The organism is Acanthopleuribacter pedis, from assembly GCF_017377855.1.
GTDB classification, from domain to species: Bacteria; Acidobacteriota; Holophagae; order Acanthopleuribacterales; family Acanthopleuribacteraceae; genus Acanthopleuribacter; species Acanthopleuribacter pedis.
The window spans coordinates 236,842-252,675 of record NZ_JAFREP010000016.1 but is presented as its reverse complement, the minus strand read 5'-3'; the positions used below and the strand labels follow the sequence as shown (position 1 = coordinate 252,675).

12 protein-coding genes and 2 CRISPR repeat arrays are annotated in these 15,834 nt (G+C 55.0%); of the genes, 2 read left to right on the top strand and 10 right to left on the bottom strand.

What is annotated here, in order from left to right:
• Window positions 1-132 precede the first annotated feature (132 nt).
• Window positions 133-1,827: a DNA primase gene (gene dnaG, locus J3U88_RS17840; protein WP_207860293.1), complete on the top strand. Its 1,695-nt coding sequence runs from the start codon at window positions 133-135 to the stop codon at window positions 1,825-1,827.
• Window positions 1,828-1,906: 79 nt separating this feature from the next.
• Window positions 1,907-2,282: a CRISPR direct-repeat array (repeat unit 33 nt; unit sequence CGCGATCCCTCCACGGTCGGAGGTCTCTGCAAG).
• A 212-nt stretch (window positions 2,283-2,494) separates the two neighbouring features.
• Here the strand turns inward: dnaG and cas2 (J3U88_RS17835) are convergent.
• The 3 genes from cas2 (J3U88_RS17835) to J3U88_RS35350 all read right to left on the bottom strand — a co-directional run bounded on the left by cas2 (J3U88_RS17835) (window position 2,495) and on the right by J3U88_RS35350 (window position 3,058).
• The gene (cas2, locus tag J3U88_RS17835) at window positions 2,495-2,746 is read right to left on the bottom strand and encodes a CRISPR-associated endonuclease Cas2 (RefSeq protein ID WP_207860292.1); all 252 of its coding nucleotides are present in this window, start codon (window positions 2,744-2,746) and stop codon (window positions 2,495-2,497) included.
• Window positions 2,747-2,770: 24 nt separating this feature from the next.
• Window positions 2,771-2,902: a hypothetical protein gene (locus tag J3U88_RS35355; protein WP_423842062.1), complete on the bottom strand. Its 132-nt coding sequence runs from the start codon at window positions 2,900-2,902 to the stop codon at window positions 2,771-2,773.
• A 75-nt stretch (window positions 2,903-2,977) separates the two neighbouring features.
• The gene (locus J3U88_RS35350) at window positions 2,978-3,058 is read right to left on the bottom strand and encodes a hypothetical protein (protein WP_423842063.1); all 81 of its coding nucleotides are present in this window, start codon (window positions 3,056-3,058) and stop codon (window positions 2,978-2,980) included.
• A 527-nt stretch (window positions 3,059-3,585) separates the two neighbouring features.
• Here J3U88_RS35350 and J3U88_RS17825 point away from each other — a divergent pair.
• A complete protein-coding gene (locus J3U88_RS17825; protein WP_207860290.1) occupies window positions 3,586-7,239 on the top strand; it encodes a LamG-like jellyroll fold domain-containing protein in 3,654 nt (1,217 codons plus the stop codon).
• A gap of 1,499 nt (window positions 7,240-8,738) precedes the next feature.
• Here J3U88_RS17825 and cas2 (J3U88_RS17820) read toward each other — a convergent pair.
• The 7 genes from cas2 (J3U88_RS17820) to J3U88_RS17790 form a co-directional block, all read right to left on the bottom strand.
• The gene (gene cas2, locus J3U88_RS17820) at window positions 8,739-8,861 is read right to left on the bottom strand and encodes a CRISPR-associated endonuclease Cas2 (protein ID WP_207860289.1); all 123 of its coding nucleotides are present in this window, start codon (window positions 8,859-8,861) and stop codon (window positions 8,739-8,741) included.
• A 3-nt stretch (window positions 8,862-8,864) separates the two neighbouring features.
• The gene (gene cas1, locus J3U88_RS17815; protein WP_207860288.1) at window positions 8,865-10,691 is read right to left on the bottom strand and encodes a CRISPR-associated endonuclease Cas1; all 1,827 of its coding nucleotides are present in this window, start codon (window positions 10,689-10,691) and stop codon (window positions 8,865-8,867) included.
• A gap of 167 nt (window positions 10,692-10,858) precedes the next feature.
• Window positions 10,859-11,542 carry a hypothetical protein gene (locus J3U88_RS17810; protein WP_207860287.1) on the bottom strand — a complete coding sequence of 228 codons (684 nt, stop codon included), beginning with the start codon at window positions 11,540-11,542 and terminating at the stop codon, window positions 10,859-10,861.
• A 217-nt stretch (window positions 11,543-11,759) separates the two neighbouring features.
• A CRISPR array of direct repeats spans window positions 11,760-12,359; the repeat unit is 35 nt; unit sequence GTCTCGATCCCTCCACAACTGGAGGTCTTTGCAAC.
• A 198-nt stretch (window positions 12,360-12,557) separates the two neighbouring features.
• Window positions 12,558-13,040, bottom strand: a complete 483-nt coding sequence (locus J3U88_RS17805) for a hypothetical protein (protein WP_207860286.1) — start codon at window positions 13,038-13,040, stop codon at window positions 12,558-12,560.
• A 20-nt stretch (window positions 13,041-13,060) separates the two neighbouring features.
• Window positions 13,061-14,737, bottom strand: coding sequence for a reverse transcriptase domain-containing protein (locus J3U88_RS17800; RefSeq protein WP_207860285.1), 1,677 nt, complete (start codon window positions 14,735-14,737; stop codon window positions 13,061-13,063).
• A 189-nt stretch (window positions 14,738-14,926) separates the two neighbouring features.
• A complete protein-coding gene (locus J3U88_RS17795) occupies window positions 14,927-15,214 on the bottom strand; it encodes a hypothetical protein (RefSeq protein WP_207860284.1) in 288 nt (95 codons plus the stop codon).
• A gap of 108 nt (window positions 15,215-15,322) precedes the next feature.
• The gene (locus tag J3U88_RS17790) at window positions 15,323-15,775 is read right to left on the bottom strand and encodes an NARF domain-containing protein (RefSeq protein ID WP_207860283.1); all 453 of its coding nucleotides are present in this window, start codon (window positions 15,773-15,775) and stop codon (window positions 15,323-15,325) included.
• Between the last annotated feature and the right edge of the window lie 59 nt (window positions 15,776-15,834).

Genomic DNA, 15,834 nt, shown 5'->3' with positions numbered 1-15,834 from the left:
GCTTGTCTCCCGGCGCCCACCAGCGTAAAAAACGTCCGAAAAAAAACCACGTGAAGTCCATTGGCGCCACCTTGACTCGCTCCGTTCAGGGCGAAGGCCGCACACGGAGAAAGCGTTGTTCGAGAGGTGCTCATGGAGGCCAAAGACCAAATCAAAGCTCGCTTACCCATCTCCCAAGTTGCCGGGCAATACACCCCGCTCAAAAAACAAGGCACGCGCTGGGTCGGCCGCTGTCCGCTGCACGAGGAAAAAACCCCGAGTTTCCACGCGGACGATCAAAAGGGCCGGTTCCATTGTTTTGGGTGCGGTGAAGGCGGCGATATTTTTAGCCTGGTCCAAAAAAAGGAACGCCTGAGTTTCCCGCAAGCGCTGGACCATTTGGCCGAGGTCGCGGGCGTCGAACTACCGCGCCGGGCCGGGGCCAACCGTGGCGACCTCGACACCTTGTATGCCATCCAAGAACGCGCGGTTGCTTTTTACCAAAAACACCTGGACCGTGACGCGCGGGCCAAGGCCTACCTGAAGGCGCGCGGTTTTTCAGAGAATACCATCCGACTGTTCCGATTGGGCGTTTGTCCGTCCGGCACGTGGGACGCCTTGTACCATCATCTCAAAAAGGATTTTGAGGATCGTGATCTGTTGCGTTCCGGTTTATGCAATAAGGGCCGGCGCGGGCCTTACGATTTGTTCCGCGACCGAATCATGATTCCCATTCGCAACGGGATGGGGCGCACGGTGGGTTTTGGGGGGCGCCTGCTTGAGGGAGAGGGTCCCAAGTACATCAACTCGCCCGAAACGGCGATCTTCAAAAAACAGTCCCTATTGTTTAACCTCGATTTTGCCAAAGCGTATTTTCGCCGCCGACCCGAGGCGGTGGTGGTCGAAGGTTACCTGGATGTCATTCAGGCCTACCAATCGGGGATCGGGGGTGTGGTGGCCCCCTTGGGCACCGCCTTTTCCGCGGACCAAGCCGCCCTGCTACGGCGGCACGTGGCTTCAGCAACGCTGAATTTTGACGGTGACACCGCGGGCCAAAAGGCGGTCGTCGCCGCGTTACCGGTTTTGTTGGCGGCCGAACTGCCGGTCCGCGTGCTTTTGGTAGAGGGCGATCCCGACGCGTTTATTCGCCAACATGGCGGCGACACCTACCGCAAGGCGTTAGACGGAGCCCCCGATTTTTTTGACCATTGCCTTGCTGGATTTGACTTAGGGTGCCCCCACGAACGGCGACGCCTTGTCGCAACCCTGGCCAACCCGCTGCGTGCCGTCACCGATCCCGTACTTTCGGAACATTACCTCCGGCGGACGGCTGATGCGGTCGATGTTCCCATTGACCGGTTGCGCGGACACTTAACCCCACCCGGCCCGGAAGCCAAAACAGCCGGGTCGCCCCGAGCGTCGACGCCCAGACGACAAGGGAAACCGCTTCGCTTGAACTCCCTCGAACAGGCCTTCCTAAATCAGCTACTTCATAACGAAGCCTTATCGCAACATGGCCCAATTATCGAGGGAATGGCGCGGCATGTCTTTGCGGATCGGGAAGGCATGACCGCGTTCATCCTTGCGAAGGGGGACCTTCGGTTTGAAATCCGGCTCAATCTGGTTCCCGAGGCGTTTCGCCCCCGGCTGCGCGGTATCTTGTTGGCCCCACCCGACCCACGGCCACTCGATGTCTTGTGCGCCGCGTGGAACAGCCTTGTAGCTGAACGATGGAAGCAACGCCAAAGCCACCGTGAGCATCCCGCGGAGACGAATTCAGGGACAAAAAAGACCCGGCACCAAGCCAAGAAAGGCCGTGCCGGCGGGAAGCAGGGTGAACCCCGGTAGCTTGATGGCGCGTCAGATGAGTCTTTAGGAAATTTGATGCTGTAACAGTAGGCTTGTTTCGCTTTGGAGTGGAGATTGCCGCGATCCCTCCACGGTCGGAGGTCTCTGCAAGTGAAAAAAGATGATGAGGCGAAGGTTCTTGGGCATTGTCGCGATCCCTCCACGGTCGGAGGTCTCTGCAAGAAAATTAAGGTGAATTACGGGGAGGCTTTGTCGCGATCCCTCCACGGTCGGAGGTCTCTGCAAGTCTTTATCCAGGAGGAAAGAAAATGGAAAACCTGATAAAAAGTCGCGATCCCTCCACGGTCGGAGGTCTCTGCAAGTTATCTCTTCGAGCCAGGCCGACGAGCTTAAAGTCGCGATCCCTCCACGGTCGGAGGTCTCTGCAAGACCCCAATCAACAAGAAGCCCTCAATGTCAGTCGCGATCCCTCCACGGTCGGAGGTCTCTGCAAGAGTACCTTCCAGAGCCCTTGCGTGGCAAGGGTTTTCGAGGCGGTTTTCACCAACCTCAAGAACAAGTCGAAGACAGTGATCGTCTTGGTCGTATTTTGAATGATGTTTTCTGCTTCTTGGCTTCTAAGTATTTCAATCTGTTGAACTTCACCGACACCAACAAAAACCACCCGCGCTGAAAACCCATGTAAACACATTAAAACCAAGGTTTTCTAGATAACCACACAGGGTTCTGGCTGCTTACCGAGCACCACGCTTTGTTCAAAGCAGCGCGTACACAAGGGAATCAGCATCGGGTGATGGTGGTCGCCGATGATTCCCGCCAAATCCACCTTCACCTTTTTAATCAGGTGTTGTGGCAATTGCAGCAGGAACACCGATTTTTGCAGACGCACGCCCCAGCGTTCCAAATAAGCCGCGGTTTTTCGCAGGGTTTTGGGCTCTGATATGTCGTAACTGACCAAGTAGCTAAATTATTTGGCCATGGTTTACCTCATCCAGCGGGGTTCGTAAATGACCCCCAGTTTTAGCGCGGCACCGACCTTGACGGCCATGTCTTGGATATAGGCGTTGTAAACTTGGGGTTTGCCGGTTTTGTCATTTTGGAAGGTGCCGGCCAATACGTGCTCAAAACGTTTTACGAAAACGGAAAAAGCTTTTTGGGTGAGCCGGGCCCGTTGCCCGCGCTGGTCGGGTTAAAAATCATCGGGTTGGATCATGCCCATGCGAATTACCGCCACCACGGTGCGACCCGCAAGGAAGCGCAGCTCCTCCATCATGTCTGAGGCCAAGGCCGCGTGACTGCCGCACCCCTCGTGGAAAAAACTGTGCCGGTTGTTAGGCCGGCCCAAGGCGACAAGGCAAAATTTCGCCGTCCTCCTCCGCTGTCACCGTTCCGCGATTGTCAACCTCCCTCATCAAAAAAAGCCTTCCTGTGGTTTGGTTCAGGATATCGCTGGTTTCGGAGTTCGCTCCGTCTGAGAAGGATTTTCTGGATTCATTGGTCCAATTTTCAATGGAATTTCGCATATAATAATGAAGGTTCTCAAAACACAATCTCGTTTCATCGAGCGGACTTTTTCCGTGTTAGACGATCTGTCCCTGCATTCTTCACATACGAACAAACTATTATGAACATGAAGCCATTAAATTCCCGACCTGAACTCATTGAAATAAACGAAGGTGGTTACCTCTTGAAACAGGGTGTTTTTTCTTGAAGGTAGTTATAACCATGCTTCTTTTGATACCAATGGCTGGGAGATAAAATCCAATGATAATAAAACCAAAGTTTCGCGCCCCATTTATGATCATTTCTCTGTTTTTTTGTTGTGTTATTGGCATTAGCTTCGCAATCGGGCAGCCCTTGGTCTACGAACAGAAAAAAATAATGGCTTCCGACGGGATGCCGGGTGAGAAATTTGGTGCAAGTGTCTCTTTAAGCGAGAACACGATGGTTGTGGGCGCCCCACTGAAAGGAAAAAATGCCAACGATGTCGGCTATGGTGGGGCCTATATCTTCGAACGTGACTTTGGTGGGTCTGAGAACTGGGGCGAGGTGGCTACCCTCATAGCCCCGGATGGTGCCAACTTCGATCAATTTGGACGCTCGGTTTCAATGTGTGGCAACACCCTGGTTGTAGGCGCCCCGGGGAATGTTAATTCCGGGACCCGGACCGGATCGGTTTATATCTTCGAGCGCCAAAACCCAAGCACCGAAAGCTGGGAACTAACCATCAAAATCACTTCGTCTGATGGAGTCGATGGTGATCTTTTTGGATATGCTCTTTCTATCGATGGTCATACTTTGGTTGTTGGCGCCATTGGAAATGATGCGTTTGGAGATAGCGCCGGTTCTGCCTACATTTTTGAACGCAATTATGGTGGAGAAGGTAACTGGGGAGAAGTGAAAAAAATCATCGGGTCCAACTCGACCAATGGTTCCTCATTTGGCGTTTCCACCTCCATTAGCGGGGACACCTTGGTTGTCGGCGCGAATGATGAGTTTGGCTTAGGTACCCGGAATGGCGTGGCTTATGTGTTTGAACGCAATGAAGGGGGCGCCAACAATTGGGGACAAGTAAGCAGGCTACTCGATAGCACTCCTTCAACGCTGGATGGTGGTGAGTTTGGCAAGTCGGTTTCGATCAGTGGCGATATGGTTGTCGTAAGCAATCCCACGGAGCACTTTGGCAATGAAGGCTCGGGTTCCGTTTTTATTTTCGAACGAGACCAAGGTGGAATCAATAACTGGGGACAAATACGAAAATTGACACCCGTGAATGGCTTGGTTAATACCTATGGTAATTTTGGTGCGAGTGTCGCCCTAGATGGCGATGCCTTGGTTGCATCGGACTTCGTGCACGCAAAGGTTCCTATTTTCGAGCGACATTTCGGAGGGGCCGATAATTGGGGTACCCACGCTCACTTCATAGCCTCAGACAGCGAACCCATTAATTACGGTCAATTCGGTATTTCTCTCGCGATTAGCGGGAACACCGTTGCGGTTGGCGCTCGACACGACAACGATAATGGTGAAAATTCGGGATCTGTCTACCTATTTGAAGCTCTGAACGGCAGGGTACTCAATGCCGATTTCCTTGTCAACGATACGGCGGGAACGGTTCCCCTCACCGTTCAGTTCACCGATTCTTCTACCGCAACAAACACAACCATTACCTCATGGCAATGGGATTTTGACGGCGACGGCATTACCGATTCGGTCGATCAACACCCCGTCTGGACCTATACCCAGCCTGGTCAATACACCGTCAGCTTGACCGTCTCCGATAGTATGGAGTCAGACACCGAAACCAAAACCGAGTTTATTTTGGTAACGGCCCCACCGCGGCATCACAGCACCTGGCCCTTCGATGAAAACACGGGATGCATTGCCTTTGATGCAACAGGGGCCAATGATGGTACCCTTTTGCCGGCCTGCTCCGAAAACAGCCCGACTTGGGTTCCCGGCGCATCGAATGCCGCGCTTCGTTTCGACGGTTACGATGATCGTGTTGTGGTGCCCGCCGATCCCAGTCTACAGCCCGACCAACTCACCGTTGCCGCTTGGGTTTACCCGGAAAACACCGGCACCTGGGACACGGTGTTAATGCATTCCTCCACCAGTAGATGGTCGGATGGCTATGGCATCTATTACCGATCCAATGCGGGCATTAACTTTTACATCAACCACTACAACATCCGCGTGGTTGCACCCATTCCTTCCGGCCAATGGACTCATGTGGCGGGAACCTATGACGGGTCAGCAATCAGGCTTTACCTCAACGGCGAGCAGGTTGCTTTTCGGGATTATGCCCTGCCAATCAATTACCCAAGCGCCACCGCCCCCCTCCTGATTGGTAAAGGTACCGGCGGTAGCGTCGCCTATGCTTGGAACGGGATGATCGACGAGGTGCATCTGGTGGGCGAAGCGATGAGCACCTCCGAAATTCAGGCGCTGTGCGAGCTAGGCCCACAAGACCCGGCCTCCTTGAACGCCGATTTCACCCCTGACACCACAAGTGGCGATACTCCTCTCAGGGTTCAGTTTACCGACACCTCGACCGCAACCAATACCGCAATCACTTCTTGGCAATGGGATTTCGACGATGACGGAATCATCGATGCCACGGGCCGGGACCCCATGTTCATCTACGAAACACCGGGCACCTATACGGTTACGCTAACCATCTCCGACGGGTCCCTATCGGATGTGGCAACAAAAATCGATCTGGTTACGGCTTCGACCCCGCCCGCGACAACCGTAACCGAAACTTTGAAGTTTGCCCCGTCTGACGGCGCGGAGTTGGACCGAATGGGTTATGCCGTGGCCGTTAGCGGGGACACGGCGGTTATCGGTGCTTACCAAGACGACGATTATGGCTACAACTCGGGGTCCGCGTATATTCTTGAACGTGATCCGAGCGATCCGAATTCCTGGCTTTTCGTCAAAAAACTCTTTGCCTCAGATGCTTCCGCAACGGATCATTTCGGCTTTTCCGTGGCAATCGATGGCGACACCCTGCTTATCGGTGCCTACCTGAGCGATGGTGGCGAACCTGACACGGGCGCGGCCTATGTCTTCGAACGAAACCATGGTGGGTTGAATCACTGGGGTGAAGTCGCAAAACTATCCGCTTCAGATGCCGGCGGGGGCAATCATTTGGCGTTTAGTGTGGCACTCCAAGGAAACACCGCGGTGCTCGGCGCCCCCATGGCTGAGGGAACCGGCTCGGCCTATGTTTTCGAACGCCATTTCGGCGGAACGGAAGCCTGGGGCGAGGTGCTCAAGGTGACGAGCCCAGAGAGCAACCTCGATGATCGGTTCGGGAGTTCCGTTGCTATTGATGTAAATACTCTGGTTGTCGGCGCCTACAACGGGGACGGATCAGAAGTTGACGCCGGTTCAGCCTATGTTTTCAAGCGTGACCAGGGCAACCCTTTGCAATGGCATGAAATAAAAGAGCTGATTGCCTCAGATGGTTTGGTCACCGACCGATTTGGTTGGTCGGTCACCATTCGCAAAGATACGATTGCGATTGGCGCGGACCGTCATGATGTTGCCGGCGGCATCAACGCGGGCGCGGTTTATCTTTTCGAGCGCGATCATGGCGGGTTGGAAACCTGGGGACAAGTAAGAAAACTGTTCTTGCTCAGCCCGGGCAACAATGACCGATTTGGCCATAGCATATCGTTGAATGAAGCGAGTGAAACGCTTGTGGTGGCGACCCCTTGGTCGAATGAGGTTCTTGCAACTTCTGGGAGCGTCTCGGTTTTCCAACGCCACTTCGGTGGAACCCAAGCATGGGGCAAGGCTTTGGTGCTGACGGCCTCGGAGGGGGCAAGCCAAGATTGGTTTGGCTATTCGGTCTCAATGAGCGGCAGTTCGGTGCTGGTGGGGGCGCCTTACGATGACGATCACGGTCGCGACTCCGGCGCCTGTTACTTTTTCGAGCTCTAAGAATCGTTGCGCTTGGCGTGCGGTAAAGAACGGGGCCGGCTAACGGGCCCAGTACAAGGTCTGGCTTTCAGCAAAATCGTCAAGACAATGGGGGGCCCAGGTCTTTTGCTAAATGGACCTCGGGAAAGCAGCGTTGTTTAAAGGCGACGACACGGTAGCGTGGTCGATTTTGCATAAGCTGAGATGGGGCGTGAAACCAAGGCTTCGGTCGGTTCACCTTACGTCGCTGTTTCCAAGGGGCTGCAAATCAACGCGTTGCATTGAGTGAAATACAGAACCGGCTCCTGGGTTGCATGGAATGCGGCTTGTGAGCGCTGAACGCTGCAGCCCGGCGAGCGATTTCCATGGCTACGGGGTTCCTAGTCAGAACGTGGCGGGGAGTGGACCAACCACAGCATGTTACAAAAATGGGGGACACGCGGGTATTGGGTTTGAAGACTGCTCAATTGAGTCTCAAAAAACTAAATGCCACGGTGGACCACGCATCTTCCGAACAAGGTGGTCAGGAAGTCATTTGGGTAAAAGTGAGATGAACAACGGCACGTTAAATGGCGGCCAATGGTTGCTTTGGCAGCCAACAAACTGCTGAAACCCCAGCAGGCAAAGTTTCAATTTAGACAAAGATCCTTCGCAAGTAGAGGTCTATGCGGCATCCCAACGAAACCGACCACTTGCGAGCAAGACATAGGCCGTGATCCCTCCAGGTTCGAAGGTCTCTTCAAGGTTTCAAGAATTCGGAGACATAAGGACCAAAGAGTCGCGGTCCCTCCACGGTCGGAGGTCTCTGCAAGCTCCACTCCCACCGAAAAAAGAAAAAGTGAAATGTCGCGATCCCTCCACGGTCGGAGGTCTCTGCAAGTCATAAAATAGAGAATACGTTAGAAGAAATGTCGCGATCCCTCCACGGTCGGAGGTCTCTGCAAGTGATCCCAGGATTCCCTGCCTCAGTACAGAGGCAATTGTCGCGATCCCTCCACGGTCGGAGGTCTCTGCAAGAAAGGTGGCTCCTAGATATTGAGGGGGGAATATCGTATGTCGCGATCCCTCCACGGTCGGAGGTCTCTGCAAGACAACTGCTCGGCGCCGAATGGCCGAGGCTTACGTCGCGATCCCTCCACGGTCGGAGGTCTCTGCAAGAGTACCTTCCAGAGCCCTTGCGTGGCAAGGGTTTTCGAGGCGGTTTTCACCAACCTCAAGAGCAAGTCGAAGACAGTGATCGTCTTGGTCGTATTTTGAGTGATGTTTCCTGCTTCTTGGCTTCTAAGTATTTAAATCTGTTGAACTTCACCGACATCAACAAAAATAACCAGCCCTAGAAAACCATATAAACCCATTAAAACCAAGGTTTTCTAGATAACCACACAGGGTTCTGGCTGCTTACCGAGCACCATGCTTTGTTCAAAGCAGCGCGTACACAAGGGAGTCAACATCAGGTGATGGTGGTCGCCGATGATTGCCGCCAAATCCGCCTTCACCCCTTTAATCTGGTGTTGTGGTAATTACAGCAGGAACACCGATTTTTGCAGACGTACGCCCCGGCGTTCCAAATAAGCCGCGGTTTTTCGCAGGGTTTTGGGCTCCGATATGTCGTAACTGACCAAGTAGCTAAATTTTTTGGCCATGGTTCACCTCATCCAGCGGGGTTCGTAAATGACCCCCAGTTTTAGCGCGGCGCCGACCTTGCCGGCCATGTCTTCGATATAGGCGTTGTAATCTTGGGGTTTGCCGGTTTTGTCATTTTGGAAGGTGCCGGCCAAAACGTGCTCAAAACGTTTTACGAAAACGGAAAAGGCTTTTTGGGTGAGCCGGGCCCGTTGCCCACGTTGGTCGGGTTCAAAATCATCGGGTTGGATCATGCCCATGCGAATCACCGCCACCACGGTGCGATCCGCAAGGAAGCGCAGCTCCTCCATCATGTCCGAGGCCAAGGCCGCGTGACTGCCGCGCCCCTCGTGGAAAAAACCGTGGCGACTGTCTAACCCGGCCCGGATCAACGCCGCATTGACACGGTGGTAAAGCAGCATGTAGGCCAGGGAGAGCATGGCGTTAACCGGACCATCCGGGGGTCGGTACACGCGGTGGGTAAACCGAAAAGGGTCCACCAATTGGGCGAATGCCGCGAAATAGGCAGCCGCATAATGACCCTCAACGCCTCTTAACGCGGCGGCATCCCCCGCCTTTTCGAGGCGCTGGACCACGGCCGTTTTTCGAAAACCGGGATCGATCCCATGACGCTTGAGAACAACGGCGCGGTTACATATTTTGGCAGCCAAGATGCCCCGTGCCCACGCCAAACAGGTGGCCTCCTCAGAGAAACGCTGTTGCTGCAAAACGATCAGCGGTGCCTGATGCAGGCCTGGCTGGGGAACCAACATGCCCTCCATGCCGCCCAGCAACTTCTGAAAAAAGACCGGTACTTTTTGGTTGAGGGCACGCCGGAGCACCGACCCGGACAGTCGATGACGCCCAATGTTGACGATGGTGCGAATACTTGCCCAAGGGATCGCCGTGTGGCGACCCTGCACCGTGGTGATCACCAAGTTGCCGCCATGGTTATAGGTACTGTGATGGCGCGCGGTGAGGTAAACCACCTGGCCACGCAGGGAAGGACTCTGCTGCACCGGGTACCATTGCGCTTCATCCGGCACCGCGCGTTTTTCGACCGCCTCACCGTCGGTGACCTGGTATCCCAGAAACACCCATGCTTGACCGGGTTTGATCGCTTGGGTTTTGTGCGGGGCCACCGTGAGCTTAAGCGGCCCCAAGGCCGCCGTCACCCATTCTTGCAATGTTTCCGGCGCAAGCGGTTCACGGCTGAGCAGCACGAAGTCGTCGGCATAACGAATCAGTTTCAAGCCCCGACGCTGTAAGGCGGTGTCAAAGGCTTCTAGGTAGAGGTTGCTTAACATCGGTGAAAGCGGGTTGCCCTGGGGGAGACCTCTTTTGCCGGGCGCCGCCGGAAGCCAGTTGACGAGCAGGTCCAACAACGGCTCACGAGGAAAAAGCGCCGTGAGCAGCGACCACAAGCGCGGCCGGCTGACCGTATCAAAAAAGGCTTGGATATCGGCCTTTATCCCATGGCGGTATCCCGAGGCAAGTGCCCCGCGCAGGGCGGCCAAGGCTCGTTCGCGGCCAAAACCCTTGCGGTAGGCATAACAGGCCTCGGTAAGAAAGTGATCGATACAAGGCGTGAGCAGGTGGGCGGCACGCTTTTGCAGCAAACGATCAACCACATTCCCGATGTTGAGGCGACGGTACCCCCCGTCGGCCTTGGAGACCTGGTAGGTCGTCTCCCCGCCTGGCTGATAGCGGCCCTCCTGTAAGTCCACGCACAAGGTATCCAGCACGCCGCGACCCATAAGAAGCAGGTCGGCCGGCGTGATGCCGTCAGGACCCGGTGATGCGTCAGCCATGGTTTCGAGGGTTGCCCGCAAGGCATCGCGATCCAACATAAACCCAAATAGCCCGCGGTGTTTGCGCAAAGGGGCAAGGCCGAGCAGGTGATCCCGCCCGTCCAGACGAAAGACACCCAGGCCAAAACCGCGATTTTTGCCGATGCCGCAAAAACTCGCGACCAGCAGGGTTCGCAGATCCGCATCGGAGGCGGGTGGGCTGATGGTTAAGACACCGGTAAAACCGCCGATGGTTTTTTTTGGTGCTCCCCACCGTAGGTGGTGTCAAGCCAAAGGCCGTGGCAGGCCTCGCCGTGAAGCGTGACCGTTGCCTGTATGCCCAGGGCGCGGGTGAGGTGGGCGGCGGCCATGGGATGCTGTTGAAAAAAGGCGGGATCACAATAACGTCCACCGGATTTGCAGCGAGGCGGTTTGGTCAACCGCAACGGAGCGTGAAACCACAGCTTCATTTCGTGTAGATCGCGATAGTGTTCTACCAAGGTCTGCAAATCGGCGGGTTCAAGGGGGCGTGAGGCGGCGCTGGGCCAAGGGTCACCGGAAAAGCGACAGGTGACCCGTGTGAGCTGGATGGTGCGGCCCGGCGCGAATTGCCCATGGGTACCGGGCGCCTGATCCAGCCGTGTCAGAACTTGGGCCAACCGCAGGGCCTCGTGCACGGGAACCAACAGACCAAGGGCGATGCGGTCACCTGTTTCGTATTCGGGGACACCGAAATCGGCGGGTTCAAGAACCAGCCCGGCTTGGTGAAAGGATTCGCCGTGTTTGAGCCAAGGATTGTAGGCGTGACGCAAAAGGGCGGACCACAACATACCCTGGTAATGGGGCACGCGGGTGATCGGTTTGAGGACATTCCAGTCAAGCCGAAGCAGAAAAAAAGCGGACGGCATCATAAACCACACCCCTTCCGGGCACGGCGGCCCGAAAGGTCATTTGCGTAAGCGCGGGATGAACCGCGACACGTACCAAGTCGGGCATCGTTTGCTTTGGCAACCGACTTACCGTGGAAACCCCAGCGGGTTTCACCGAGGATGATAACAAAAATCCCGCCACTGTTGGAGGCCTTTGCAACAAGGCCTTTCGGGCTCCCTCAAACGAACGCCTTTTTACGTCTCGATCCCTCCACAACTGGAGGTCTTTGCAACTCAACGATAAGGAGGAGGTCCCATGGGACATTCAGCGTCTCGATCCCTCCACAACTTGAGGTCTTTGCAACTCACTGAGTATTGGGGTCGGTAAAGTCCAATCCTGTAAGTCTCGATCCCTCCACAACTGGAGGTCTTTGCAACAAACCCAGATTCCAAGCTAAAGGTGATTCTACAAAAGTCTCGATCCCTCCACAACTGGAGGTCTTTGCAACACAACTACAAGGCTGGGAAAACTGGGAAAGCCCAGTCGTCTCGATCCCTCCACAACTGGAGGTCTTTGCAACATAGCATTCGGGAAAAAGGAAAACCGGACACACTGTCTCGATCCCTCCACAACTGGAGGTCTTTGCAACTGATCGCGGAAAGGCTCGTCACAACCCAAGAAAAAGTCTCGATCCCTCCACAACTGGAGGTCTTTGCAACCTTGGATGCCGAGGCCGAAACGAAAACTAGTTAAAGTCTCGATCCCTCCACAACTGGAGGTCTTTGCAACATGGAACGCCATTCGGTATTAAACATAAAAGATAGTCTCGATCCCTCCACAACTGGAGGTCTTTGCAACAGACCCTTGGTCAACCCTTGTGCCACAAGGGTTACAGAGGTGGTTTTCACATACATCCACAAGCGCAACGGAATTTTACCTCTTTTTGGGAAATTATACGCCGCAACTGCATACGCTCCTCACTCTAAAAACTTCACTTTAAATGACTTCACCAACCTCCATCAACAACAACCAACCATGAAACCTTGGTTAACATTTTCATTTACAAACCTTTAGGCGAAAAGAACAGGCATCAAAGGTGAAGCTGTCGATTGATGAAACCATGCTTTCTGAAATGGCGGGCCACAACCTTCCCGGGCTTGGGAAGCAGCTTTGTAAACCCAGTTCTTTCGCCGCGTTTGTCCAGGTGGTAAAGATGAGTGGGATCGGGGATGGTTCCGCCACTGCGGGATTGTTATCACACAGAAACATCAAAACGGGCGACCAATGTCCTTCCAGTGTGCCGCGACGGATCAAGCTAATTCTCTGCTGACGAATCATATCGAAGCCGGCATAGAAGGAACATAACCATTTTGCTTGGTCGGTTCGCGAGGAATCTCCTGGAAAGCTGTCTTTGATTTTATTCAGCAGCCCCATGCGAACATTTTGTGTGCCGGGATCCAGGTTGATGCCCAATTCCGTACAATGGGTTCGGCTCAGGGAACCGTTATCGTTAACAAGACCTGATTTCATTTGATTCAAAACGCGCTTGAAAGCACGGATTAGCATCGAACTACATCTGGTTGATTGCATCTTTCCCCACCATGGCCGTTGATAATCGGGCGTCCCAGGAAAACGAGTTCGCGACCAGGATGAATGGTTTGCGTTTTGTTCTCAGCCAGGGTTAATTTGAGCGGTTTTAGCGCCTCCGCGATCCACGTTTGCAAACGCCCAGCCGGCAGAGGTTTACGGCAGAGCACAACCATGGTGCTTGCATAACGAATTAACTTTAGGCCGCGGCGTTGCAACCGGGTCTCAAAGGCTTCCAGGTATAGATTGCTGAGTATGGGGGAGAGGGGATTGTTCCTGGGGAGACCCTGTTCGCCTGGCTTGGGAGCCAACCAACAGGCCAGTAGATCCAAGAGGGGTTCCCTGGGAAAAAGGGTCCGAAGCAACGACCACAAACGGGGTCGGTCGACCGCCCCAAAAAGTGTGTCGATTTCGGCTGTGATCCCATATCGATAACCTGAGGCGATGGCAGCGCGTAAAGTCGTCAGGGCACGTGGGCGACCGAAGCCCTTGCGAAAGGCAAAGCAGGATTCAGAAAGGAACGGGTTGATGCCGGGAGCGAGTAACGCGACGGCACGTTTTTGAAGCAACCGATCCACCCCTTCCCCGAACGGGATGCCACCTTCACGGCCATCGGCTTCATCGTCGTGGCTCATTGTTCCCTCTCCTGGCCGATACCGCCCTTCCTGTACCGCCGCGCACAAGTTATCCAAGGTGCTGTTGCCCGCTAAGTGAAGGTCGACCGAGGTAATCCCGTCAAGCCAGATGTCTTCATCGAACAGGGTTTCGAGGGTGGTACCCAAACCATCGCAGTCCAACAGGGCGCTCAACAAGGGGCGTTGTTTGATTAAGGGGACCAGGTCAAGTAGGTGATCGCGCTTTTCCAAATTGAATACGCCTAGGCCGAATCCGCGATTTTTGCCAATTCCGGAAAAACTCGCCGTGATCAGCCTCAGCAAATCCGTATCGGAGGCGGGGCGACGCATCGTCAAAACGCCACAGAACCCGCCGATGATTTTTTGGGTGCCGCGTCCGTAAGCGGTGTCCAGCCAAAGACCGTGGCAGGCCTCGCGAACAAGCGTTACCCCTGCCTCGAGGCCCAGCGCTCGGGTGAGGTGTGCGTCGGCCAAAGGATGTTCTTGGAAAAAGGTTGGACCGCAATAACGTCCCCCGTTTTTACAGTGGGGTGGCTTGGTTAAACGCAGGGGTGCGTGGAACCAAAGTTTTAATTCTTCTTCCTGGCGGTAGTGTTCCACCAAGGGGCGTAAATCGGCAAGGCCAAGCGGTTGTGTGTTGGGTCCCGGCCAAGGGGCGCCGGAGAAACGGCAGGTTATATGCCTGAGACGGACGGTGTGGCCAGGTGCGAATTGGCCGTGGATACCGGGCGCTTGGTCAAGGCCCGACAAGACTTGGAACAGCCGTTCGGCTTCAGGGACGGGTACCAACAAACCCAGCGCGATACGGTCGCCCGGCGCGTATTCGGCGACACCAAAGTCCGCGGGTTCCAGGACCAGCCCCGTATGGTGAAACGATTCACCGTTTTTTAGCCAAGGGTTATAAGCGTGACGGAACAGCGCCGACCACAGCATGCCCTGGAAATGCGGTACACGGAGAATCGGCTTGAGGACTTCCCAATCAAGCCGCAGTAGAAAAAAATCAGTCGGTCCCATAAACCACACCTCTTACGCTTTCGATGGTTCAGATAGAATTTTGGGTTTGCGGGGGAAGGCCCGCGATATGCTGCAAACGGGGTTCGAGCGCATCGGCAGTCAACAAAATCTGATTGCTCCTCCCGGCTACTGATTCGCGCGGCTATCAGTGCGGGGACGCGGGCAAGGGATGCCCCCGCCCCGCCGCTGCTAGGGATGATGATTTTGCTCGGTACCCAAAGCGTGGCTGATCGCATCGGCATCCCCGTCCAAAGAACCTGCTTTGGGGTCGTCGGCGCCGGGTTCATCAGGGTCGGCAGATTGAGTCACGGTCGGTGCCGCCTCGTTTGTTCCAAGAGCAAAGGAGACGGCGCCGTCGTCGCCACTCAGGTCGGCCTTGGGCTCGTCGGGGTCGGGTTCTTGCGGGTTAACCTTGGCCGTGTTGGCATCAACAGCCTGGATTTGGGGGACCTGTTCTTCGTTTTGTTTTTGGTGCATGGGATCTCCTTTGCGGGACGTTGTGGACCTAGGGCCCGATTGGGGTTGGCCGGGGTCATGACAACCGCAGCTCGGTGGTTCCAAGCCGATGCGTCGCAACCCATTTGGTTAATCCTGGGGGATTTGGACCTTGCGGAACCGCGCCGTTTCCAGGATGCGGGTAAACAGGGTGATGGGTGAGTTGGCCAGGTTGATTCGGTCCTGGTAATCCAATTTCAGCCGTGTATTTGGCGCATAGGCCACGCAATACAGACGAGGTTGGGCCGCCATGATCGCGTTGACGGTCGCGGCCTCGACCTGATCAAACAGGATGAGGTCGTATTCTTGGGTTGTTGGGGTAGTTAGGAAGCTGTCGGTATCCTGCGCGTCGGCCAAGGTCATGCCCCAGCGACGTAACCAGGCCTTGGTCGCCGAGGTTTCGGCGGAGGACAGCAACAGAATGCGGGTTTCGGCCACCAAGGTGTCTTGTAAATCTCGTTCGTCCAACACTTTATAGAGGGTTTCGGCCTCCCCGCGCATGGTCTCTTTGAGTTCTTCACGAAAAGTTTCCTTGCTTGCCAAAAAGCCCCCAAGAGGAGAAGCAGGTTGAAGCCGAGCAGGGAAAACGAGGAACCCACAAA

Coding starts and splice junctions, on each gene's coding strand:
- dnaG (WP_207860293.1), top strand. CDS start 133: ATGGAGGCCAAAGACCAAATCAAAGCTCGCTTACCCATCTCCCAAGTT.
- J3U88_RS35350 (WP_423842063.1), bottom strand. CDS start 3,058: ATGGAGGAGCTGCGCTTCCTTGCGGGTCGCACCGTGGTGGCGGTAATT.
- J3U88_RS17825 (WP_207860290.1), top strand. CDS start 3,586: ATGATCATTTCTCTGTTTTTTTGTTGTGTTATTGGCATTAGCTTCGCA.
- cas2 (WP_207860289.1), bottom strand. CDS start 8,861: ATGGCCAAAAAATTTAGCTACTTGGTCAGTTACGACATATCGGAGCCC.
- cas1 (WP_207860288.1), bottom strand. CDS start 10,691: ATGTTGGATCGCGATGCCTTGCGGGCAACCCTCGAAACCATGGCTGAC.
- J3U88_RS17810 (WP_207860287.1), bottom strand. CDS start 11,542: ATGATGCCGTCCGCTTTTTTTCTGCTTCGGCTTGACTGGAATGTCCTC.
- J3U88_RS17800 (WP_207860285.1), bottom strand. CDS start 14,737: ATGGGACCGACTGATTTTTTTCTACTGCGGCTTGATTGGGAAGTCCTC.
- J3U88_RS17795 (WP_207860284.1), bottom strand. CDS start 15,214: ATGCACCAAAAACAAAACGAAGAACAGGTCCCCCAAATCCAGGCTGTT.